The 17841-nt window shown below is 37.7% G+C and carries 17 protein-coding genes; 11 read left to right on the top strand and 6 right to left on the bottom strand.

Annotation, left to right across the window (positions count from 1 at the left end; genetic code table 11):
- The first annotated feature begins 16 nt into the window (after positions 1-16).
- From gcvH to putP, 3 genes are all read left to right on the top strand, one after another.
- A complete protein-coding gene (gene gcvH / locus BMW38_RS01765; protein ID WP_092705581.1) occupies positions 17-391 on the top strand; it encodes a glycine cleavage system protein GcvH in 375 nt (124 codons plus the stop codon).
- 99 nt (positions 392-490) lie between these two features.
- Complete coding sequence (locus BMW38_RS01760; RefSeq protein ID WP_092705580.1) at positions 491-1198, top strand: SIR2 family NAD-dependent protein deacylase; 708 nt, start codon at positions 491-493, stop codon at positions 1196-1198.
- A 409-nt stretch (positions 1199-1607) separates the two neighbouring features.
- Positions 1608-3098, top strand: a complete 1491-nt coding sequence (gene putP, locus BMW38_RS01755; protein WP_092705579.1) for a sodium/proline symporter PutP — start codon at positions 1608-1610, stop codon at positions 3096-3098.
- Between the two features lie 33 nt (positions 3099-3131).
- Here the strand turns inward: putP and BMW38_RS01750 are convergent, their stop codons facing one another.
- Entirely contained in the window at positions 3132-3620 is a 489-nt protein-coding gene (locus tag BMW38_RS01750) for an Lrp/AsnC ligand binding domain-containing protein (protein ID WP_003651419.1), read from the bottom strand.
- Between the two features lie 125 nt (positions 3621-3745).
- On the opposite strand from BMW38_RS01750, the gene putA reads away from it, so the two are divergent.
- From putA to BMW38_RS01730, 4 genes are all read left to right on the top strand, one after another.
- Positions 3746-7498 carry a trifunctional transcriptional regulator/proline dehydrogenase/L-glutamate gamma-semialdehyde dehydrogenase gene (gene putA, locus BMW38_RS01745; RefSeq protein ID WP_213031080.1) on the top strand — a complete coding sequence of 1251 codons (3753 nt, stop codon included), beginning with the start codon at positions 3746-3748 and terminating at the stop codon, positions 7496-7498.
- Between the two features lie 106 nt (positions 7499-7604).
- A complete protein-coding gene (locus tag BMW38_RS01740; RefSeq protein ID WP_092705577.1) occupies positions 7605-8084 on the top strand; it encodes a GrpB family protein in 480 nt (159 codons plus the stop codon).
- 98 nt (positions 8085-8182) lie between these two features.
- Positions 8183-9268, top strand: coding sequence for a tRNA (uridine(54)-C5)-methyltransferase TrmA (gene trmA, locus BMW38_RS01735; RefSeq protein ID WP_092705576.1), 1086 nt, complete (start codon positions 8183-8185; stop codon positions 9266-9268).
- Between the two features lie 249 nt (positions 9269-9517).
- Positions 9518-9748 carry a hypothetical protein gene (locus BMW38_RS01730; protein WP_003651412.1) on the top strand — a complete coding sequence of 77 codons (231 nt, stop codon included), beginning with the start codon at positions 9518-9520 and terminating at the stop codon, positions 9746-9748.
- A gap of 35 nt (positions 9749-9783) precedes the next feature.
- On the opposite strand, the gene BMW38_RS01725 is transcribed toward BMW38_RS01730, so the two are convergent.
- The gene (locus BMW38_RS01725) at positions 9784-10530 is read right to left on the bottom strand and encodes a phosphodiester glycosidase family protein (RefSeq protein WP_092705575.1); all 747 of its coding nucleotides are present in this window, start codon (positions 10528-10530) and stop codon (positions 9784-9786) included.
- Between the two features lie 194 nt (positions 10531-10724).
- Here BMW38_RS01725 and BMW38_RS01720 point away from each other — a divergent pair, with 194 nt between their 5' ends.
- A complete protein-coding gene (locus BMW38_RS01720; RefSeq protein WP_092705574.1) occupies positions 10725-11315 on the top strand; it encodes a lecithin retinol acyltransferase family protein in 591 nt (196 codons plus the stop codon).
- Positions 11316-11358: 43 nt separating this feature from the next.
- Here BMW38_RS01720 and BMW38_RS01715 read toward each other — a convergent pair whose 3' ends face one another.
- The gene (locus BMW38_RS01715) at positions 11359-11940 is read right to left on the bottom strand and encodes a YceI family protein (RefSeq protein ID WP_092705573.1); all 582 of its coding nucleotides are present in this window, start codon (positions 11938-11940) and stop codon (positions 11359-11361) included.
- A gap of 218 nt (positions 11941-12158) precedes the next feature.
- Here BMW38_RS01715 and BMW38_RS01710 point away from each other — a divergent pair, with 218 nt between their 5' ends.
- Positions 12159-12566, top strand: a complete 408-nt coding sequence (locus tag BMW38_RS01710; RefSeq protein ID WP_092705572.1) for an OsmC family protein — start codon at positions 12159-12161, stop codon at positions 12564-12566.
- A gap of 59 nt (positions 12567-12625) precedes the next feature.
- On the opposite strand, the gene tkt is transcribed toward BMW38_RS01710, so the two are convergent.
- Positions 12626-14614 (bottom strand): transketolase, encoded by a 1989-nt coding sequence (gene tkt / locus BMW38_RS01705; RefSeq protein WP_092705571.1) that lies wholly within the window; start codon positions 14612-14614, stop codon positions 12626-12628.
- Positions 14615-15152: 538 nt separating this feature from the next.
- On the opposite strand from tkt, the gene metK reads away from it, so the two are divergent.
- Positions 15153-16319, top strand: a complete 1167-nt coding sequence (gene metK / locus BMW38_RS01700) for a methionine adenosyltransferase (RefSeq protein WP_092705570.1) — start codon at positions 15153-15155, stop codon at positions 16317-16319.
- A gap of 127 nt (positions 16320-16446) precedes the next feature.
- On the opposite strand, the gene BMW38_RS19470 is transcribed toward metK, so the two are convergent.
- Entirely contained in the window at positions 16447-16695 is a 249-nt protein-coding gene (locus tag BMW38_RS19470; protein WP_199990636.1) for a hypothetical protein, read from the bottom strand.
- 259 nt (positions 16696-16954) lie between these two features.
- On the opposite strand from BMW38_RS19470, the gene BMW38_RS01690 reads away from it, so the two are divergent.
- Positions 16955-17149 (top strand): hypothetical protein, encoded by a 195-nt coding sequence (locus tag BMW38_RS01690; protein ID WP_092705569.1) that lies wholly within the window; start codon positions 16955-16957, stop codon positions 17147-17149.
- A 64-nt stretch (positions 17150-17213) separates the two neighbouring features.
- On the opposite strand, the gene BMW38_RS01685 is transcribed toward BMW38_RS01690, so the two are convergent.
- Positions 17214-17777, bottom strand: coding sequence for an FxsA family protein (locus tag BMW38_RS01685; RefSeq protein WP_092705568.1), 564 nt, complete (start codon positions 17775-17777; stop codon positions 17214-17216).
- Between the last annotated feature and the right edge of the window lie 64 nt (positions 17778-17841).

The raw sequence follows: 17841 nt of genomic DNA, 5'->3' as shown, positions 1-17841 counted from the left end.
AGCTTAAGGAGTTACCATGAATCACCCTTCGGAACTGAAGTATGCACGTACACATGAGTGGGTAAAAATTGAAGGTGATCTTGTTATTACAGGGATTACTGATCACGCACAAGATGAGCTTGGCGATTTGGTGTATGTCGAAACTCCTAAAGTTGGTAGTCAAGTTACAGCTGGCGAACAAGCTGGAGTTGTTGAATCAGTGAAAACTGCTTCAGATATCCATGCTCCTGTTTCAGGCACTGTAGTAGAAGTAAATACTGACCTTGAAGATGATCCTGATTTTGTAAATGATGATCCATACGGCAAAGGCTGGATTTATAAAATCAAACCAGACAATATTGCAGATGTTGAAAAACTTTTAACAAATGCAGAATATGAAGCTGGCTTATAAGATAGGCATAGTTTTCAAGATTTAATAAAAACCAGTTTAGATTTAGACTGGTTTTTTTCTTTGTTTATGCAGTTAATTTAAAATCAGTTATCTGATTCGGTGACCTATATGACAAAACTTGTTGTATTCTCTGGCGCGGGTATGAGTGCCGAAAGTGGAATTAGCACTTTTCGTGACAGTAATGGTCTATGGGAAAATTATGACATTCAGCAAGTTGCCACACCTGAAGCATGGCAAAAGAACCCTGCTTTAGTTCAACGCTTTTATAATGAAAGACGCAAAAATATTTTAGAATCTCAACCTAATCAAGCTCATCAATATATTTCCAAGCTACAAGACTATTTTGAAGTACAAGTTATTACTCAAAACATTGATGATTTGCATGAACGCGCAGGAAGTTCCAACGTTTTACATTTGCATGGAAACATTCGGTTAGCAAAAAGCTCGGGGCCAAAGGCACAATTCACAACTCAGTTTTATGACATTACGGGTTGGAAATTAGACTTAGAACACGACCTTTGCCCAGATGGATATCCTCTTCGCCCACATGTAGTCTGGTTTGGTGAAGCTGTACCAGCTTATGAAGAAGCAATTAGATTAGTGCAAAGTGCAGATATTTTTATTGTAATCGGGTCGACATTAAGCGTATATCCTGTTGCAGGTTTAGTGCATGAAATTGCAGCTCAATGTAAAGCTTACTATATAGATCCCAAAGCAGATCATGTGCGTGTTCCCCAACAATACGAATTGTTAAAGATGTCAGCTACTCAAGGAATGCATGAACTTTTTAAGAATTTAACCAATTGACTCCTATTTTTAAGTACAAAATCAATTTAATTTGAATAAAAATTATTATTTTTTGGACAAAATTTTGTCAAATTTTCTAATTTTGTTCTAATTTCGCGCAATAAAATTTTTCCCTCCACTTACTTTGTAACCAAATATAGAGTTATTTTTTTAAAAAATTTATTTTTCTCAAGAAAATTCAAAAAAATAAAATATTAAAAAATTATAAGTAAATGATTAATAATATATTTTTTGGATTGTAATTTAAATTACACCGCCTTACACAAAGATACAAAAATACAATATAAAAATAACAGAGCAAAAAAATTCTTTTGTGGTTGAATCTCAACCTCTTGAATGCCGTACAAGAAAACAGCGACCTGGATTAGGTTACAATCACGGATTATGGATATAAGGACACACATCCATCATGAGTTATTTTGATCCCACCCTCATCATGTTTATGGTGTACATCGTAGCAATGGTACTTATTGGCTTATTTGCCTACCGTGCTACAAGCGACTTCTCAGATTATATTCTTGGTGGTCGTAGTTTAGGCAGTTTCGTTACTGCGTTATCCGCAGGCGCATCAGACATGAGTGGCTGGCTACTCATGGGCTTACCAGGAGCAATTTATCTTTCTGGTCTATCTGAAGCGTGGATTGCAATTGGTCTTATTATCGGTGCTTGGCTTAACTGGCTACTGGTTGCTGGTCGATTACGCGTTCATACTGAAATTCAAAACAATGCATTAACTTTGCCAGATTATTTTACAAGCCGTTTTGATGACCAGAAAAAAGTACTTCGTATTTTCTCTGCCGTTATCATCTTGGTTTTCTTCGCTATTTACTGTGCTTCAGGCATGGTGGCGGGCGCCCGTTTATTTGAAAATTTATTCGGTATGTCATACAACACTGCAATTTGGCTTAGTGCTATTGCGACCATCAGTTATGTTTGTATCGGTGGATTCTTAGCAATTAGCTGGACTGATACATTCCAAGCTGGGCTGATGATTTTTGCCCTGATATTAACGCCAATCGTGACTTACCTTGCGATCGGGGACACAACTCATTTTGTTACTCTCATTGAAACTGCACGTCCGCATGCATTTAATCTCATCTCAGATTTTGGTGTGGTAGCAGTTTTATCCTCCATGGCATGGGGTCTTGGTTACTTTGGTCAACCACACATCCTTGTACGTTTCATGGCGGCTGATTCAGTAAAATCTATTCCTGCTGCACGCCGTATCGGTATGACATGGATGATTTTATGCTTAATGGGTGCTGTAGGTGCTGGTTTCTTTGGTATTGCTTATTTTGAGCAACACCCTGAATTAGCGGCAGTTGTGAGCAAAAACCCTGAAACTGTATTTATGGAATTGACTAAAATTTTATTCAATCCATGGATTGTGGGTATCATTTTGGCTGCAATTTTAGCTGCTGTTATGAGCACGTTAAGCTGTCAACTTTTGGTATGTTCAAGTGCTTTAACTGAAGATTTATACAAAGGTTTCCTTCGTAAAAATGCATCTCAAAAAGAACTTGTATGGGTTGGCCGTGTCATGGTTCTTGTCATTGCTGTTCTTGCCATTGCTCTTGCTGGTAACCCAGACAGTAAGGTTCTTGGTCTTGTTGCTTATGCATGGGCTGGCTTCGGTGCAGCGTTTGGTCCGCTTATCATCTTGTCATTGTTCTGGAAACGTATGAATTTACAAGGTGCTTTAGCGGGTATGATCGTTGGTGCAGTTGTGGTTATTGGTTGGAAAAATCTTTTCGCAGACACTGGTGTTTACGAAATTATTCCTGGCTTTATCCTTGCATTTATCAGCATCGTTGTTGTGAGTCTTTTAACTAAAGCGCCAAATACAACAGTAACTGGACGCTTTGAACAAGCAGATAAACTCTACAAAGAAAGCGTATAATCCATCTAAATAAACTAAGGGGCTTCGGCCCCTTTATTTATTTTTAGTTTTGATTTTAATTTTTGAAGTATCTTTTACGACTTGCATCACTGGGTAACTACGAGTCTCTTTTACACCCGGTAATTGCCATAACACTTGCCCTGCAATACGTCTAAACTCTTCCATACTGGCACTTCGTAATTTAATTAAAAAATCAAAGCCCCCACTGACCATATGGCACTCAACAATTTCCGGATAATGCACCACAGCATCAATAAACTCATCTAAAACATTAGGTGTCGTTTTATCCAGTAATACTTCAACAAACACCAAAAAATTAGCATTTAACTTAACAGGATTTAACTTAGCCTCATATCCCAAGATGAATTCATCCTTCGTTAGCTTTTGAACTCGTGCCATCACAGCAGTTGGAGACAAATTCACAAGTTCGGCTAATTTACTGTTCGAAATACGCCCATCTGTTTGAAGAATATCCAAAATTTTTAAATCAGTACGATCAAGGCTTAATAATGGGCCATTCATCTGAATTTTCCTCTAAAAAATGGGATAAATATAGTGAGTTATTCGGTGTTTCTTCTGTAATGATAAATTATCTAAACCTCTCTACTCAAGATAAATCGTATGAGAGCTAGTTGGCGGAAACAGATATGAATACAATGGATACTTTTCATCAAATGGATAAATCTCACCAAGGCTATATCACCGAATTCAACGATAAAAGTGAGTTTGAACAACGCATTAACACAGCTTGGCGTCGTGCTGAACCAGAAGCTGTAGAAGAGCTATTACAAGCTGCCGCAGTATCTGATGATTTAGATCATAAAATTTATGACCTTGCCTTTAATCTTGCCCATAACTTACGTGAACGTAAAACTTCTTCGGGTAAAGCAGGTATTGTTCAAGGGTTACTACAAGAATTCTCCCTTTCTTCACAAGAAGGCGTGGCTTTAATGTGTCTTGCTGAAGCTTTGCTTCGTATTCCAGACTCAGCAACACGTGATTTGCTTATTCGAGATAAAATCAATCAAGGCAACTGGAAAGAACACGTTGGCCAAAGCAGCTTAATGTTTGTAAATGCTGCTGCATGGGGCCTTATGCTGACTGGTAAGCTGATGGAAACACCAAAGCAAACTAGTCTTTCAAGTGTACTTACTGGGCTTTTAGCACGTAGTGGCCGTGGCATTATTCGTAAAGCAGTCGATGTTGCAATGCGTATGATGGGTGAACAGTTTGTTACTGGTGAAACCATTGAAGAAGCTGTAGACCATGCAAAAGTACTTGAAGACAAAGGTTTCCGCTATTCTTACGACATGTTGGGTGAAGCTGCTCTAACCGAACATGATGCTGAACGTTACTTCAATGATTATACACAAGCTATCCATGCAATTGGTAAAGCGTCTAACGGTAAAGGCGTTTATGATGGCCCAGGTATCTCAATTAAGCTTTCTGCTTTACACCCTCGCTATCAACGCGCGCAAATTGAACGTGTTCATCAAGAACTATACGGTAAAGTATTTGACCTCGCTCTTTTAGCTAAGAAGTACAATATTGGTTTAAATATCGATGCAGAAGAATCAGAACGTTTAGAAATTTCTCTTGAATTACTTGAACGTCTTTGCTTCGAACCAGAACTTGCAAATTGGAAAGGCATTGGCTTCGTTATTCAAGCGTACCAAAAACGCTGTTTCTTCGTGGTTGATTATATTATCGATCTTGCTAAGCGCAGCCAAAAGCGCCTCATGATCCGTCTTGTGAAAGGTGCGTATTGGGATAGCGAAATCAAGAAAGCACAAATCGAAGGTATGGATGACTATCCTGTCTTCACTCGTAAAGTGCATACAGATTTATCTTATATCGCTTGTGCTAAAAAATTACTTGCAGCACCAGAGTTCATCTATCCGCAATTTGCAACTCATAATGCTCAAACGTTAGCAACGATCTATCACTTAGCTGATCCAAGCAAATATTATGCTGGTCAATATGAGTTCCAATGCCTACATGGTATGGGTGAGCCACTTTATGAACAAGTTGTTGGCCCACGTGAGCAAAATAAATTAGGCGTACCATGCCGTATTTATGCTCCAGTTGGTAACCATGAAACTTTGTTGGCTTACTTAGTTCGCCGTTTACTTGAAAATGGTGCAAATACTTCATTTGTTAACCGTATTGCCGATAAAACACTTAAAGTTGAAGATCTGATTCAGTCTCCAATTTACGATATTCGCAACGCAGCTAAACTTGAAGGTTCAGTTGGCTTAAAACACCCATCTATTCCGTTACCTTTAGACATGTATGGCTCGCTCCGTAAAAACTCTAAAGGATATGATTTAGCAAATGATGCTCCACTTGAAGCTTTAGACAGCACAGCTCAACAACTGCGTAGTCGTATTTGGCAAAGCCATCCATTATTGGCAGATAACGGTTCTTTAGAGCAAGGTCATTCTGTTGCAATTACAAACCCAGCACAAAATGATGAAATTGTTGGGCATGTACAAGAAGCTGACCTAAAGCATGTAGAAGTTGCACTTAATGCAGCTGAACAAACTCAGTCTGAATGGGCTAATACTCCTAAAGATCAACGTGCTCAATACTTAAAACGTGCAGCTGACCTGATGGAAAGCCGTATTGAAGAGTTAATGGTATTGCTTTGCCGTGAAAGTGGTAAAACCTATGCCAATGCGATTGCTGAAGTTCGTGAAGCTGTAGATTTCTTACGTTACTACGCAACTCAAGTTGAGAACCTTCCAGCTAATACAACTATTCAGCCTTTAGGTACTGTACTTTGCATTAGCCCATGGAACTTCCCTCTTGCGATTTTCTCAGGCCAAATCGCGGCTGCATTAGTCAGCGGTAACTGTGTTATTGCTAAACCTGCCGAACAGACTCCATTAATTGCAGCTCAAGCAGTGCAAATTTTATGGGAAGCTGGTATTCCTCATGGCGCTGTGCAGTTAGTGCCAGGTCGTGGTGAAACAGTTGGAGCTCAACTCAGCCAAGATAGCCGTATCGATGGCATCATGTTTACAGGTTCAACTGAAGTTGCAAAAATTTTACAGAAAACTGTTGCGAAACGCTTATCTGAAAATGGCCAGTCAATTCCCCTCATTGCAGAAACTGGTGGTCAAAATGCAATGATTGTGGACTCATCTGCATTAACTGAACAAGTCGTACTTGATGTTGTAAGTTCAGCTTTTGATAGCGCTGGTCAACGTTGCTCTGCTTTACGTATTTTATGTGTGCAAGAAGACAGTGCTACAACCGTTATTAAAATGCTTAAAGGTGCAATGCAACAGTTGAGCGTAGGTAACCCTGCGATTTTAAAAACTGATATTGGTCCTGTTATTGATGTTGAAGCAAAACAGACGATTGATCAGCACATCCAAAAAATGAAGTCTAAGGGCTATCCAGTACATCAGCTCATGTTTGGCGCAACGAGCCAGAATGAATTAGATAAAGGAACTTTTGTTGTACCAACAGCAATTGAGTTACCTAACCTTGATGATTTACAACGTGAAGTCTTTGGTCCAGTTTTACACATCATTACCTATAAGTATGGCGAGCTTGAGCAACTCATCTCGCGAATTAATGCCAAAGGTTATGGTTTAACAATGGGTTTACACACCCGTATTGATCAAACGATCCAAACAGTGATTCAACATGCTGAAGTTGGTAACCTTTATATCAACCGAAATATTGTTGGTGCTGTTGTTGGTGTTCAACCATTCGGTGGTGAAGGTTTATCTGGTACAGGTCCAAAAGCTGGTGGTCCGCTTTACATGTATCGCTTAATGCAACATTGTTCAAATAAAGTATTGGCAACACCATTTGCCATGAAAAATGAACCAACTGCTTTTGAAGGCTTTAACCGAGAGGTTTATCAGAGCTTACAAAATTGGGCGAAACAGCATTTACCGCAAGCAAATCGCGAAATTGAACCATTTGGTGTTGGTAAATTCTATGAGTTACAAGGCCCTACTGGGGAAAGTAACCAATATATTATTTTGCCGCGTCACCGTGTGCTTTCAATCGCTGATACAGAACAAAATCAGTTGCATCAATTGCTCGCAATTTTTGCAGTTGGTAGCCAAGCGGCCGTAATGCCAAATAGTCCATTATTGGCAAAACATAAACAAACATTGCCAAAAGATGTATTAGATGCAATTCGTGTTATTAAAAACATCAGTTCAGATGATTTTGATGCAGTTTTACATCATGGTAACCGCGAAGAAATCTTCTCATTACAGCAAGAAGTTGCTACTCGTTCTGGTGCAATTGTGGGTATTACACATGTTGAGCCAAATGAGACTATTCCACTTGAACGTTTAGTAATTGAACGTGCAATTAGTGTGAATACAGCTGCGGCTGGCGGTAACGCAAGCTTAATGACAATGGCTGATTAATACGTAAGTTTCTAAAAAAAGCCCAAATCTTAGTATTTGGGCTTTTTTATATAATGAAGTAATCTTTTCTTAAATATATAAATTTTATCCATTCGAGATTCTAATAATGATCTTTTTAGAACCAAAACAATATCAACAAAAATGCGCTCAGCTTTTTAATTCATATCAAAAAGATATTTCCACACTTCTACCATTTGCAAAAATTGAGCATATTGGTTCATCTTCAATACCGAATGTAATTTCAAAGGGTGATTTAGATATTTATATTGAAGTTAAGCCTGATCAGTTCGAATTCGCAATCGAGCAATTAAAAAAGCTAAAGTTTATAGAAAAACAAAATACACTAAGGACACATGAGCTTTGTATGCTCGAATCGCTCAACGATGATGATGTAGCATTTCAAATTGTAGTCACAGGTTCAAAGTTCACATTTTTCTTAACATTTAGAAATAAGCTTATCTCCTCTCCAACACTGGTCGATGAATATAATCAATTAAAATTAGAGTGTAGCCATTTAGATCACGATCAATATAGAGCAATAAAATCAGAATTTATTAGCCGTGTATTAAATCAACCTAAGGTTTAGCTACTTGTCGGTATCGATATCTAGCTAAAATTGGCTCCTGTAACCCCGTTTTTTTTGATACCATTCACTATTTGATTCTGTCTAAATTTTCTTTGTCTATGACCTCTTCTTATCATCAACAACTTCAAACTAAAATTGACCGCATTACTGCCCAATTTTCTGAATTTACTCCACCTGCATTAGAAGTGTTTGAGTCACCTGAACAACATTTCCGTATGCGTGCTGAGTTTCGTATCTGGCATACAGAAAATGACATGTTCTATGCCATGTTTGAACGTAACGATGATGACAAACAAAAAACCGTTGTACGCATTGATGAATTCCCTATTGCAGACCAAAGCATTAATCATTTAATGCCAAAACTTTTGGAAGAGCTCAAAGCAGAACCTAAGCTTTCTAACCGCTTATTTGAAGCTGATTTTCTTGCAACACTTAGTGGAGAAATGTTAGTTACATTAATCTATCACCGTAAACTTGATCAGGAATGGGAACAAGCAGCTAAAGCGCTTGCTGAGAAGTTAGACATTAAGATTATGGGTCGTAGTCGTGGTCAAAAAATTATTATTGGCGATGACTTTGTCGTAGAAGAATTTGAACTTTTGAACCGTTCATTTAAATACAAACAAATCGAAAGTAGCTTTACTCAGCCTAACGCACAAGTTTGCAAAAAAATGCTGCAATGGGCGTGTGATGCAGCTGAAGGGTCGAAAAAACACTTATTAGAACTTTATTGTGGTAATGGTAACTTTACTCTACCTCTTTCTTTAAAGTTTGAACGTGTTCTAGCAACAGAACTTGCGAAATCTTCCGTTTATGCTGCTCAATGGAATATCGAGCAAAACCAGATTGATAATATTCAAGTAGCTCGTCTTTCAGCTGAAGAATTTACTCAAGCCTATCAGGGTGAACGCGAATTCCGCCGCTTACAAGAAGCGAATATTGATATCCAAAGTTATGACTTTGATACCGTATTTGTTGATCCCCCACGTGCAGGGATTGATGATGAAACTTTAAAACTTTTACAAGGTTTTGAACGTATTATCTACATTTCATGTAACCCAGATACACTGTATGAGAACCTAAAAATATTAGGTTTAACTCATCGTATTACCAAGTTTGCATTATTCGATCAGTTCCCATATACACATCATGTTGAGTCAGGTGTATTACTTGAGAAGATTTAAACAAAATCTTTCATTGTAAATTTAAAATCAAAGGAGGTTACATACCTCCTTATTTTTTAATGTTTTTTTATTTAACTATTTAGATTTTCAAAAAATATCAAGTCATCTATCCGTCATAATTTCGTTTAACTCACGCATTCCTATCGAAAATTCTCGAGTTCAATTGGTGGATTTATCACTTATAGAGACTTGTATTTTATTTTAAATTGGCTATATTTCGAGCTATGTTAGATTGTATATGAAGGCTCTATGAGTTTTTGGCAAAAGCTGTTCTTAGCAGATCAACAGCATAACGAGCATAAAAACCAAACTGCTTGTGTTGAAAATGACTGCTCATGTAAAACAAATGAACAACTTCTAAGTGCTCTTGCACTAGCAACAGATGAAGATGTCATTAAGGGAATAAAGAAAGTTCTTATTTCCCGTGGTTATAGCCGAAAAGAGTTAAATGAACTCACTCAAAAACCATCTATCCATTAATTAAAAAGCCAGTCTTGTACTGGCTTTTTTATATTTCACTTTAATCTACACTCTGTCTGATCTACCCAACCAACAATTGGTCCCATTTCAAATTGTTGATCATTACGCTTGTCTTTTTGAACATATAAACTAGAAATAGAACCATCAAGATATAAAGCCTGCTCTACCTTAAGATTTCTTTGAAAGAACTGAGCAAACTTGTAGAAACTCACACTATTCTTCGATATTACAAAGTAGAGTTTATTATTTCGAATACCGACTCCATTACGAATTTTATTTGATTGAGAATCTGGTAAAAAAAGGGAATTTATCTTTCCATCAATCACTAACATCGGGCCAGATTGTGTCGCATAATCAACGTTGAAATCTCGTCGACTATATTGCTGCGTTGTTAAAATAAATGCCCGTTTTTTATTCCAACCTAGCACACCATTAGGCTGTAAAAAGAAATTGCCCAATCCTTTACTTGTATTTAATGGCTGAATCACCTTAGCTTGTTCAATATACAGCCCTACTGGAGAAAATCCCGGATGAAACATCCCAGCATTCATTGCAAAAGAAAGTCGCTCACATTGCTTTAAATGTTCCTGCACACTATTAAAGCTTTTGTAATACTGCTGATTATTAGAATTCTTAAGAAACAAACGTAACTGTTTTAAATTGCTAATTGAAACCACATCAAACTCATTACCTTCTGCTGTTTTAACTTGCTGGTGTTCTATCGCATAGACAGACTGAATCAAAAGCACATATATAGTTAAGCACCACATCAACCATTTCATTTAATACCACCAGACATGACATTTTTTCTTCATATTAAATCTTTAAATTAGATACAATAAACACAATTATAATTGGATATGTACCAAACTCATCCATTCGACGTAATCAATACACTCGAAAATGTCTATATTGGTTATAATGGTTAGCAGCTTTTCAATAAAAGCCATTTACACTTTATTGGATCAGCGTAAGCATGCAACAACCGAATAAGCGCTACCCTTTAGGGGCTCATCTCATCGTAAGGCATCTCGGCTATAGCCATCACGGTATATACGCAGGGAGAGGTCGAGTCATCCATTATTCAGGCTTAGCGCATTTCATCAAAAAACGCCCCATTGAAATTACCTCAATAGATGCATTCTCGCATGGCAAAAAAATACACATTCGCTCTTATGACACGCCACGCTATAAAGGAAGAGCTGTCGTGCGCCGGATGCGTTCACGTATGCATGAAAACCACTACCATCTGATTATTAATAACTGTGAACATTTATGTAGTTGGGCAATTACTGGAGTCGAAAGTAGCACTCAAGTTGAACGTATGATGCATCGATTAACGACGATTGGCTATGTAAGCTCAATCATGAGCTATATGAATGGGATGATGCTCACTGTTGCAACGACATGTTTTGCTCTTGTTCTTTATATTAAAAAGAAATTGCGTGATCAGGCAAAAATGAAGGTCCCTACTTATCAATTTCTTAGAGAAAAATCTGAAAAAAGGAATATTGATCCTTCAGTCCCCTTAGTGTTTATAGATCCAGATAAAAAAGAACCAATTTAATAAAAAAGCCCTCAAATATGAGGGCTTTTAGAAAACTTATAACTTATTTTTTATCAACTTTTGCTTCAGTCGTAATGTTTACAGTGATTTTATCACCAACATTAGGCACATAGTTTCCTAGACCAAAGTCAGAACGCTTGAATGAAGTTGTAGCATTAAAACCAATCGCTGGAACTTTTGCCATTGGGTGTTCGCCTTGCTTGTTTAAAACAGCATCAAGTACAACAGGCTTAGTTACACCTTTAACCGTTAAGTCACCAGTAATTTTAAAGTGCTTTTTGTCTTTGGTTTCAACTTTAGTACTTTTAAACGTAATATTTGGATATTTAGCAGCATTAAACCAAGCTTCTTCTTGGAACTCTTTATCCAAAGCAGAAACGTTTGTATTTACGCTGCTTAAAGGAATAGTCACATTTACAGATGAATTTGCTGGTTTAGCATTATCAACTTTAATTACACCTTGGATATCCGAGAAGTTAGCGCTTGGAGTAGAGAAACCGAAGTGATTCCACGAGAAAACAGTAGCTGTATGTGTAGGATCAATTTTGTAGTCCACTGGCGCAGCTAAAGTAACTGAACTAGCCAATGCTACTGCCAAACCAAAGCTTAGTGTTTTAAGATGCATTTTTCGTATCCTTTATTGATATAGTCGTTAGTGTATACATCAAGTAATTTAATTCACTATTCTTTATAAAACGATATGTTTCATCCATGCAACAATAAAAGCGTTACAGTTATTATTTAAAAACAATATTATAAGATATCGGTGTTGTCATACCGTTTCCGAACTCTCAAATTAATTCGTTTTTACTTCGACTTTATTGATCAATAACAAGGTAAAACATGGCTAATACTGCTCAAGCACAAAGTACTTCCACTCCATATCGAGTAACTCTGACCGATCCTTCGGGTCACCAATGGTTTGCTGATGAACCTACAGACAAAGGTGGTCTAGATACTGCTCCAAACCCAGTTCAAATCTTACTGTCTGCTTTAGGCGCTTGTACCACCATCACATTAGAGATGTATGCGAATCTTAAAGGTATTAAGCTTGATCATGTTCAAGTTGATTTAACATTAAACCCAAATGGTGAACCAGAGAAAGGCCAAAATAATATTGAACGCAAAATCACGCTCAAAGGTGAATTCACTGAAGACCAACACAAGCGTTTATTAAAAGTTGCCGAGAACTGCCCCATTCATAAGTTACTCACTTCTCAAATTAATATTCAAACCGAACTTAGCATTTGACCTTTCAGATATAAAAAAAGCGCTCCATTGGGAGCGCTTTTTTTACACTACTTCAATATTTAAGCAGTTAGTTCTTTTACTGCTGCAACAACAGCTTCAGTTGTAATACCAAAGAATTGGAACAAATCTTTTGCTGGTGCAGATTCACCATAAGTTGTCATACCAATTACTTTGCCATCAAGACCAACAAACTTCCACCAGTAGTCAACATGAGCAGCTTCAACTGCAACACGCGCACGGATATGAGCTGGTAATACAGCTTCACGATATGCAGCGTCTTGTTTCATAAATTCTTCTGCACATGGCATAGAAACTACACGCACACCATCAAGTTGAGCATAAGCTTCCATTGCTAAAGAAATTTCAGAACCAGTTGCAATAATAATTGCTTTTAATTCGCCTTTTTCTTGAGCAAGAACATAACCACCTTTTGCAACATTTTGAATTTGTTCTTCAGAACGTGTTTGGAATGGTAAGTTTTGACGAGAGAAAATGAGTGCTGTAGGACCATCTTTACGCTCTAGAGCAGATTTCCACGCAGTAGCAGTTTCAACAGTATCAGCAGGACGCCATGTATTTAGGTTAGGTGTACCACGTAAAGAAGCAATTTGTTCGATTGGTTGGTGAGTTGGACCATCTTCACCCAAACCAATTGAGTCATGTGTATAAACATGAATTACACGTTGTTTCATCAATGCAGACATACGTACTGCATTACGCGCATATTCCATAAACATTAAGAATGTTGCAACGTAAGGAACAAAACCACCATGTAATGCAACGCCATTGGCAATTGCAGTCATACCGAACTCACGTACGCCATAATATACGTAGTTACCAGCTGGGTTCTCTTGAATACCTTGGCAACCTTTCCAAAGCGTTAAGTTAGAACCCGCTAAGTCAGCAGAGCCACCTAGCAATTCAGGCAATAAAGGACCAAATGCTTGTAATGTGTTTTGGCTTGCTTTACGTGTTGCGATTGTCTCGCCTTTCGCATTTGTTTCACGAATGAATGCATCTGCTTGGGCTGCAAATTCAGCTGGTAAGTCACCGCTAATACGACGAAGTAACTCAGCTGCTTCAGTTGGATATTTTGCTTGATACTGTGCAAATACCGCATCCCAAGCTGCTTCAGATTCAGTACCTTTTTCTTTCGCGTCCCATGCAGCATATACATCAGCAGGAATAACGAATGCTTCTTCTTTCCAGCCTAATGCTTCACGAGTTAAAGTAATTTCATCTTTACCTAATGGCGCACCATGACAGTCTTCTTTACCTTGTTTATTTGGTGAACCTAAACCAATAATGGTTTTACACATAATAATGGTTGGTTTTTGAGTTTCAGCTTTTGCTTCGATTGTTGCTTGACGAATCGCATCAGCATCATGACCATCTACACGAAGAACTTGCCAACCATAGGCTTTAAAACGCTCTTCCGTATCATCGCTGAACCAGCCTTCTACTTCACCATCAATTGAAATGCCATTGTCATCATAATAAGCAATCAATTTACCAAGTTGTAAAGTACCTGCTAAAGAACATACTTCGTGAGAAATACCTTCCATTAAACAGCCATCACCCAAGAAACAGTAAGTGAAATGGTCTACAACGTTTAAATCATCTTTATTGAACTGGGCAGCTAAAGTCTTTTCTGCCAATGCAAAACCAACAGCATTAGCAATACCTTGACCTAAAGGACCAGTCGTTGTTTCGATACCTGGTGCATAACCATATTCAGGGTGACCAGGAGTTTTTGAATGTAATTGACGGAACTGTTTTAAATCTTCAATTGAAAGATCATAACCTGTTAAATGAAGCAAAGCGTATTGCAACATTGAACCATGGCCGTTTGATAAAACGAAACGGTCGCGGTTTGCCCATTGTGGATTAGTTGGGTTGTGATTTAGAAACTCGCGCCAGACGACGTCAGCAATATCTGCCATCCCCATTGGAGCACCAGGATGCCCTGAGTTTGCCTGTTGCACAGCATCCATTGCCAATACACGAATTGCATTTGCAATACGACGTTCGTTTAAAGGGGTCGCCATAAGATCAGAATCCAATTTTAATAGATTGATGAAAAGAAGAAGATGAATAACAATTCAATGCCGCTATATTGTCTTAAAAAAAAGGCTGAGGGTAAACCCCAACATAGTATATTTCTTTATTTTTAATCGTTTCTTGGTTACACAAAAAACATTTGAACCTTTAAGTTATACAAAACAGTGCTCATTTTTTTAAATACTGCTCCCATATACGAGCAGGAAGTTCTATTAGACTTTGATATATAGATAAAATATTGTGAAATCTCTATCTAGATCGATCATGTTTCTTTTCTTTAAAATCCGACTTGTAAGACATCATCTTTTTGTTAAGTCATATGTCTAAAAAACGCACTAACAACAAATTATTAAAATACTAATACTTTAAATGAATACTCTTTATATCAATTTTACTAATACACTTATCAATTAAAACACAGTATAAATGAAACAAATTCATGCTTTTTGGTCAGTATGAACTGGTCCTCAAGCTCAAGTCGATGTAACATATTATGTCTTTTGAAATAACCAAGATAGGACTTTCATGCGCGAGTACGCTGTTTTTACCTCGGAATCTGTAAGCGAAGGTCATCCCGATAAAATGGCCGACCAAATTAGCGACGCTATTTTGGATGCAATCTTAAAAGAAGACCCATACGCACGTGTTGCTTGTGAAACACTGGTAAAAACAGGCGCTGTTGTACTTGCTGGTGAAGTAACAACGACTGCTAATATTGATGTTGAAGCTGTTGTTCGTAATACCGTTAACGGTATTGGATATCACCACTCTGATCTTGGCTTTGATGGATCAACATGTGCTGTAATCAATATGATTGGTAAACAATCACCAGAGATTGCACAAGGTGTAGACCGTCAAAAACCTGAAGATCAAGGTGCCGGTGACCAAGGTTTGATGTTCGGTTATGCAAGCCGTGAAACAGATGTGTTAATGCCTGCTCCGATTTCTTATGCACACCGTTTAATGGAACGTCAGGCTGAACTTCGTCGCTCAGGTGCACTTCCATGGTTACGTCCAGATGCAAAAAGCCAAGTTACTTTTGCATATGAAAATGGCAAGCCTGTACGTCTAGATGCAGTCGTTTTGTCTACTCAACATGATCCTGAAATTACTCAAAGCCAGCTTAAAGAAGCGATCATTGAGGAAATTATCAAGCCGATCATTCCTGCTGAAATGTTCCATGCTGCTACTAAGTTCCATATTAACCCAACGGGTATGTTCGTTATTGGCGGACCTGTGGGTGACTGTGGTTTAACAGGCCGTAAAATTATTGTTGATACATACGGTGGTATGGCTCGTCACGGCGGTGGTGCTTTCTCTGGTAAAGACCCATCTAAAGTTGACCGTTCTGCTGCATATGCAGGTCGTTATGTTGCAAAAAATATTGTAGCAGCTGGTCTTGCTGACAAATGTGAAATTCAGGTGAGTTACGCAATTGGTGTAGCTGAGCCTACTTCAATTTCAATTAATACCTTTGGTACAGCAAAAGTTTCTGATGAGTTGATTATTCAACTTGTACGTGATCATTTCGATTTAAGACCGTTTGGTATTACTCGTATGTTGGATCTTCTTCAACCAATGTATAAACAAACTGCGGCTTATGGCCACTTTGGTCGCGAAGGATCAGACTCTGCATTTACATGGGAAAAAACTGATAAAGTTGAAGCCCTTAAAGATGCTGCTGGTCTCTAAGAAAATGACATAAAAAAGCCCGCCAATGAGCGGGCTTTTTTATTTATAGTTTAAATTTTATAGTATGTAGGGTTTACTCTTCTAGCAACCATCCTTGATGCCATATCATTTATAACTTTGAACAAAATTATTGTCTTGTCGTTTTATCATCCTGATTTAGCACATCAAGTATTGTTGACTGTGTAGGAGTATCTTGATGGTCCTGTACATAAATATGGACAACTTTAAATACGACGACAACCGCTAGACAAGCCATCACACAAAATATCCACAAACCATAAGGGCTTCGAATATGTTGCGAACCACAATGTGGACATGATTTATCAGTTGATGCCACAACTTTGTCGCAACACGCACAATGGTATTGATATAGCATAGGTAACCCTCCTTCCCTCATTTCAACCGTTGTTTTTTTAATAGGTTTGCTGCATTTTTTAATTTATACATCCTTTATATTTATCCTATGTGAAATGAAAAGATAATTCAATCTGAATGAACAATTGAGTCAATTAAAAAATATTTTTAAAATACAAAAAGATAAGTTAAATATTATTTTTTTGGCACTATTTTTCTTATTTTGATATTTTGTCAAATTTGCTAAAATAAGCGAATAATCTCACATTTTAGGTCAATGCATGTCAGATACACAGCTCATTAATAAGGGTGGCTTTCGCGAAAGAGCCAACCGAAGTCGAGGTTATCAACAATCTGAAAACAAGCAAACCGCTCTACCTTCAAATAAATATCAGCCACAGTCGAAACCACAAGAAAAAACTAGATTAGAAATGGATGATATTGATTCATCGACTTCGGATTGCCAAAATAAATAATTATTTAAAAATAAAAAAAGCTTAAACCCATGAGGTTTAAGCTTTTTCATAACACACTTACTTATTAATCTTTATTTTTATGCTCTATTTTTTTGTGGTCTGGGGTAACGTCTCGCGCTTCACCATCAATAATGTTTGAATCATGGTATTGGCCTTGACCACCACCCTGCTGGTTCTGCATATCTTGCATTTGACGCATTAAATCAGCAAATGGGTTTTGTCCCGAAGCATTACCGCCCATACCACCCATCATTTTATTCATCATAGCTTGCTGGCGTTTTGCAAGAGTTCTCATCACTATATTACGAAATGCGGTTTGAACACCAGGAATCAAAATTAAAACAGCTAAAACATCAGATACGAGACCCGGCAACATTAATAAGAAACCTGCAAAAGCATAAGCAAGTTTTTTAGTTACTGTTGGATCACTACCTAGCTGGCCTGTCATCTGCATTTGCTGTAATTGAGGCATAATACCAGCAGTACTTCTGCGAATAAGCCCCAAACCAATAAAGAAAGCAATAATGAACCAAAAGAACACATACCATCCACTGATGAACTGTGCTACGCCAATCCATACGGCAATTTCAACAATCGCGCCCAGAACTACAATAAGAAGTAAATTCATGTAAAACTTTATCTATCTCAAAAAGAAAATTCATTGCAGTTTTATTTGACCTAACCTTATCTAA

The sequence above is a fragment of the Acinetobacter sp. yr461 genome (assembly GCF_900110445.1).
Classification (GTDB): domain Bacteria; phylum Pseudomonadota; class Gammaproteobacteria; order Pseudomonadales; family Moraxellaceae; genus Acinetobacter; species Acinetobacter calcoaceticus.
This window is presented reverse-complemented; position numbering and strand designations above follow the sequence as displayed.

Excerpts from the sequence above, each read along its gene's own strand:
- gcvH (WP_092705581.1), top strand. The coding sequence starts at position 17 with ATGAATCACCCTTCGGAACTGAAGTATGCACGTACACATGAGTGGGTA.
- putP (WP_092705579.1), top strand. The coding sequence starts at position 1,608 with ATGAGTTATTTTGATCCCACCCTCATCATGTTTATGGTGTACATCGTA.
- BMW38_RS01750 (WP_003651419.1), bottom strand. The coding sequence starts at position 3,620 with ATGAATGGCCCATTATTAAGCCTTGATCGTACTGATTTAAAAATTTTG.
- putA (WP_213031080.1), top strand. The coding sequence starts at position 3,746 with ATGAATACAATGGATACTTTTCATCAAATGGATAAATCTCACCAAGGC.
- BMW38_RS01740 (WP_092705577.1), top strand. The coding sequence starts at position 7,605 with ATGATCTTTTTAGAACCAAAACAATATCAACAAAAATGCGCTCAGCTT.
- trmA (WP_092705576.1), top strand. The coding sequence starts at position 8,183 with ATGACCTCTTCTTATCATCAACAACTTCAAACTAAAATTGACCGCATT.
- BMW38_RS01730 (WP_003651412.1), top strand. The coding sequence starts at position 9,518 with ATGAGTTTTTGGCAAAAGCTGTTCTTAGCAGATCAACAGCATAACGAG.
- BMW38_RS01725 (WP_092705575.1), bottom strand. The coding sequence starts at position 10,530 with ATGAAATGGTTGATGTGGTGCTTAACTATATATGTGCTTTTGATTCAG.
- BMW38_RS01720 (WP_092705574.1), top strand. The coding sequence starts at position 10,725 with ATGCAACAACCGAATAAGCGCTACCCTTTAGGGGCTCATCTCATCGTA.
- BMW38_RS01715 (WP_092705573.1), bottom strand. The coding sequence starts at position 11,940 with ATGCATCTTAAAACACTAAGCTTTGGTTTGGCAGTAGCATTGGCTAGT.
- BMW38_RS01710 (WP_092705572.1), top strand. The coding sequence starts at position 12,159 with ATGGCTAATACTGCTCAAGCACAAAGTACTTCCACTCCATATCGAGTA.
- tkt (WP_092705571.1), bottom strand. The coding sequence starts at position 14,614 with ATGGCGACCCCTTTAAACGAACGTCGTATTGCAAATGCAATTCGTGTA.
- metK (WP_092705570.1), top strand. The coding sequence starts at position 15,153 with ATGCGCGAGTACGCTGTTTTTACCTCGGAATCTGTAAGCGAAGGTCAT.
- BMW38_RS19470 (WP_199990636.1), bottom strand. The coding sequence starts at position 16,695 with ATGCTATATCAATACCATTGTGCGTGTTGCGACAAAGTTGTGGCATCA.
- BMW38_RS01690 (WP_092705569.1), top strand. The coding sequence starts at position 16,955 with ATGTCAGATACACAGCTCATTAATAAGGGTGGCTTTCGCGAAAGAGCC.
- BMW38_RS01685 (WP_092705568.1), bottom strand. The coding sequence starts at position 17,777 with ATGAATTTACTTCTTATTGTAGTTCTGGGCGCGATTGTTGAAATTGCC.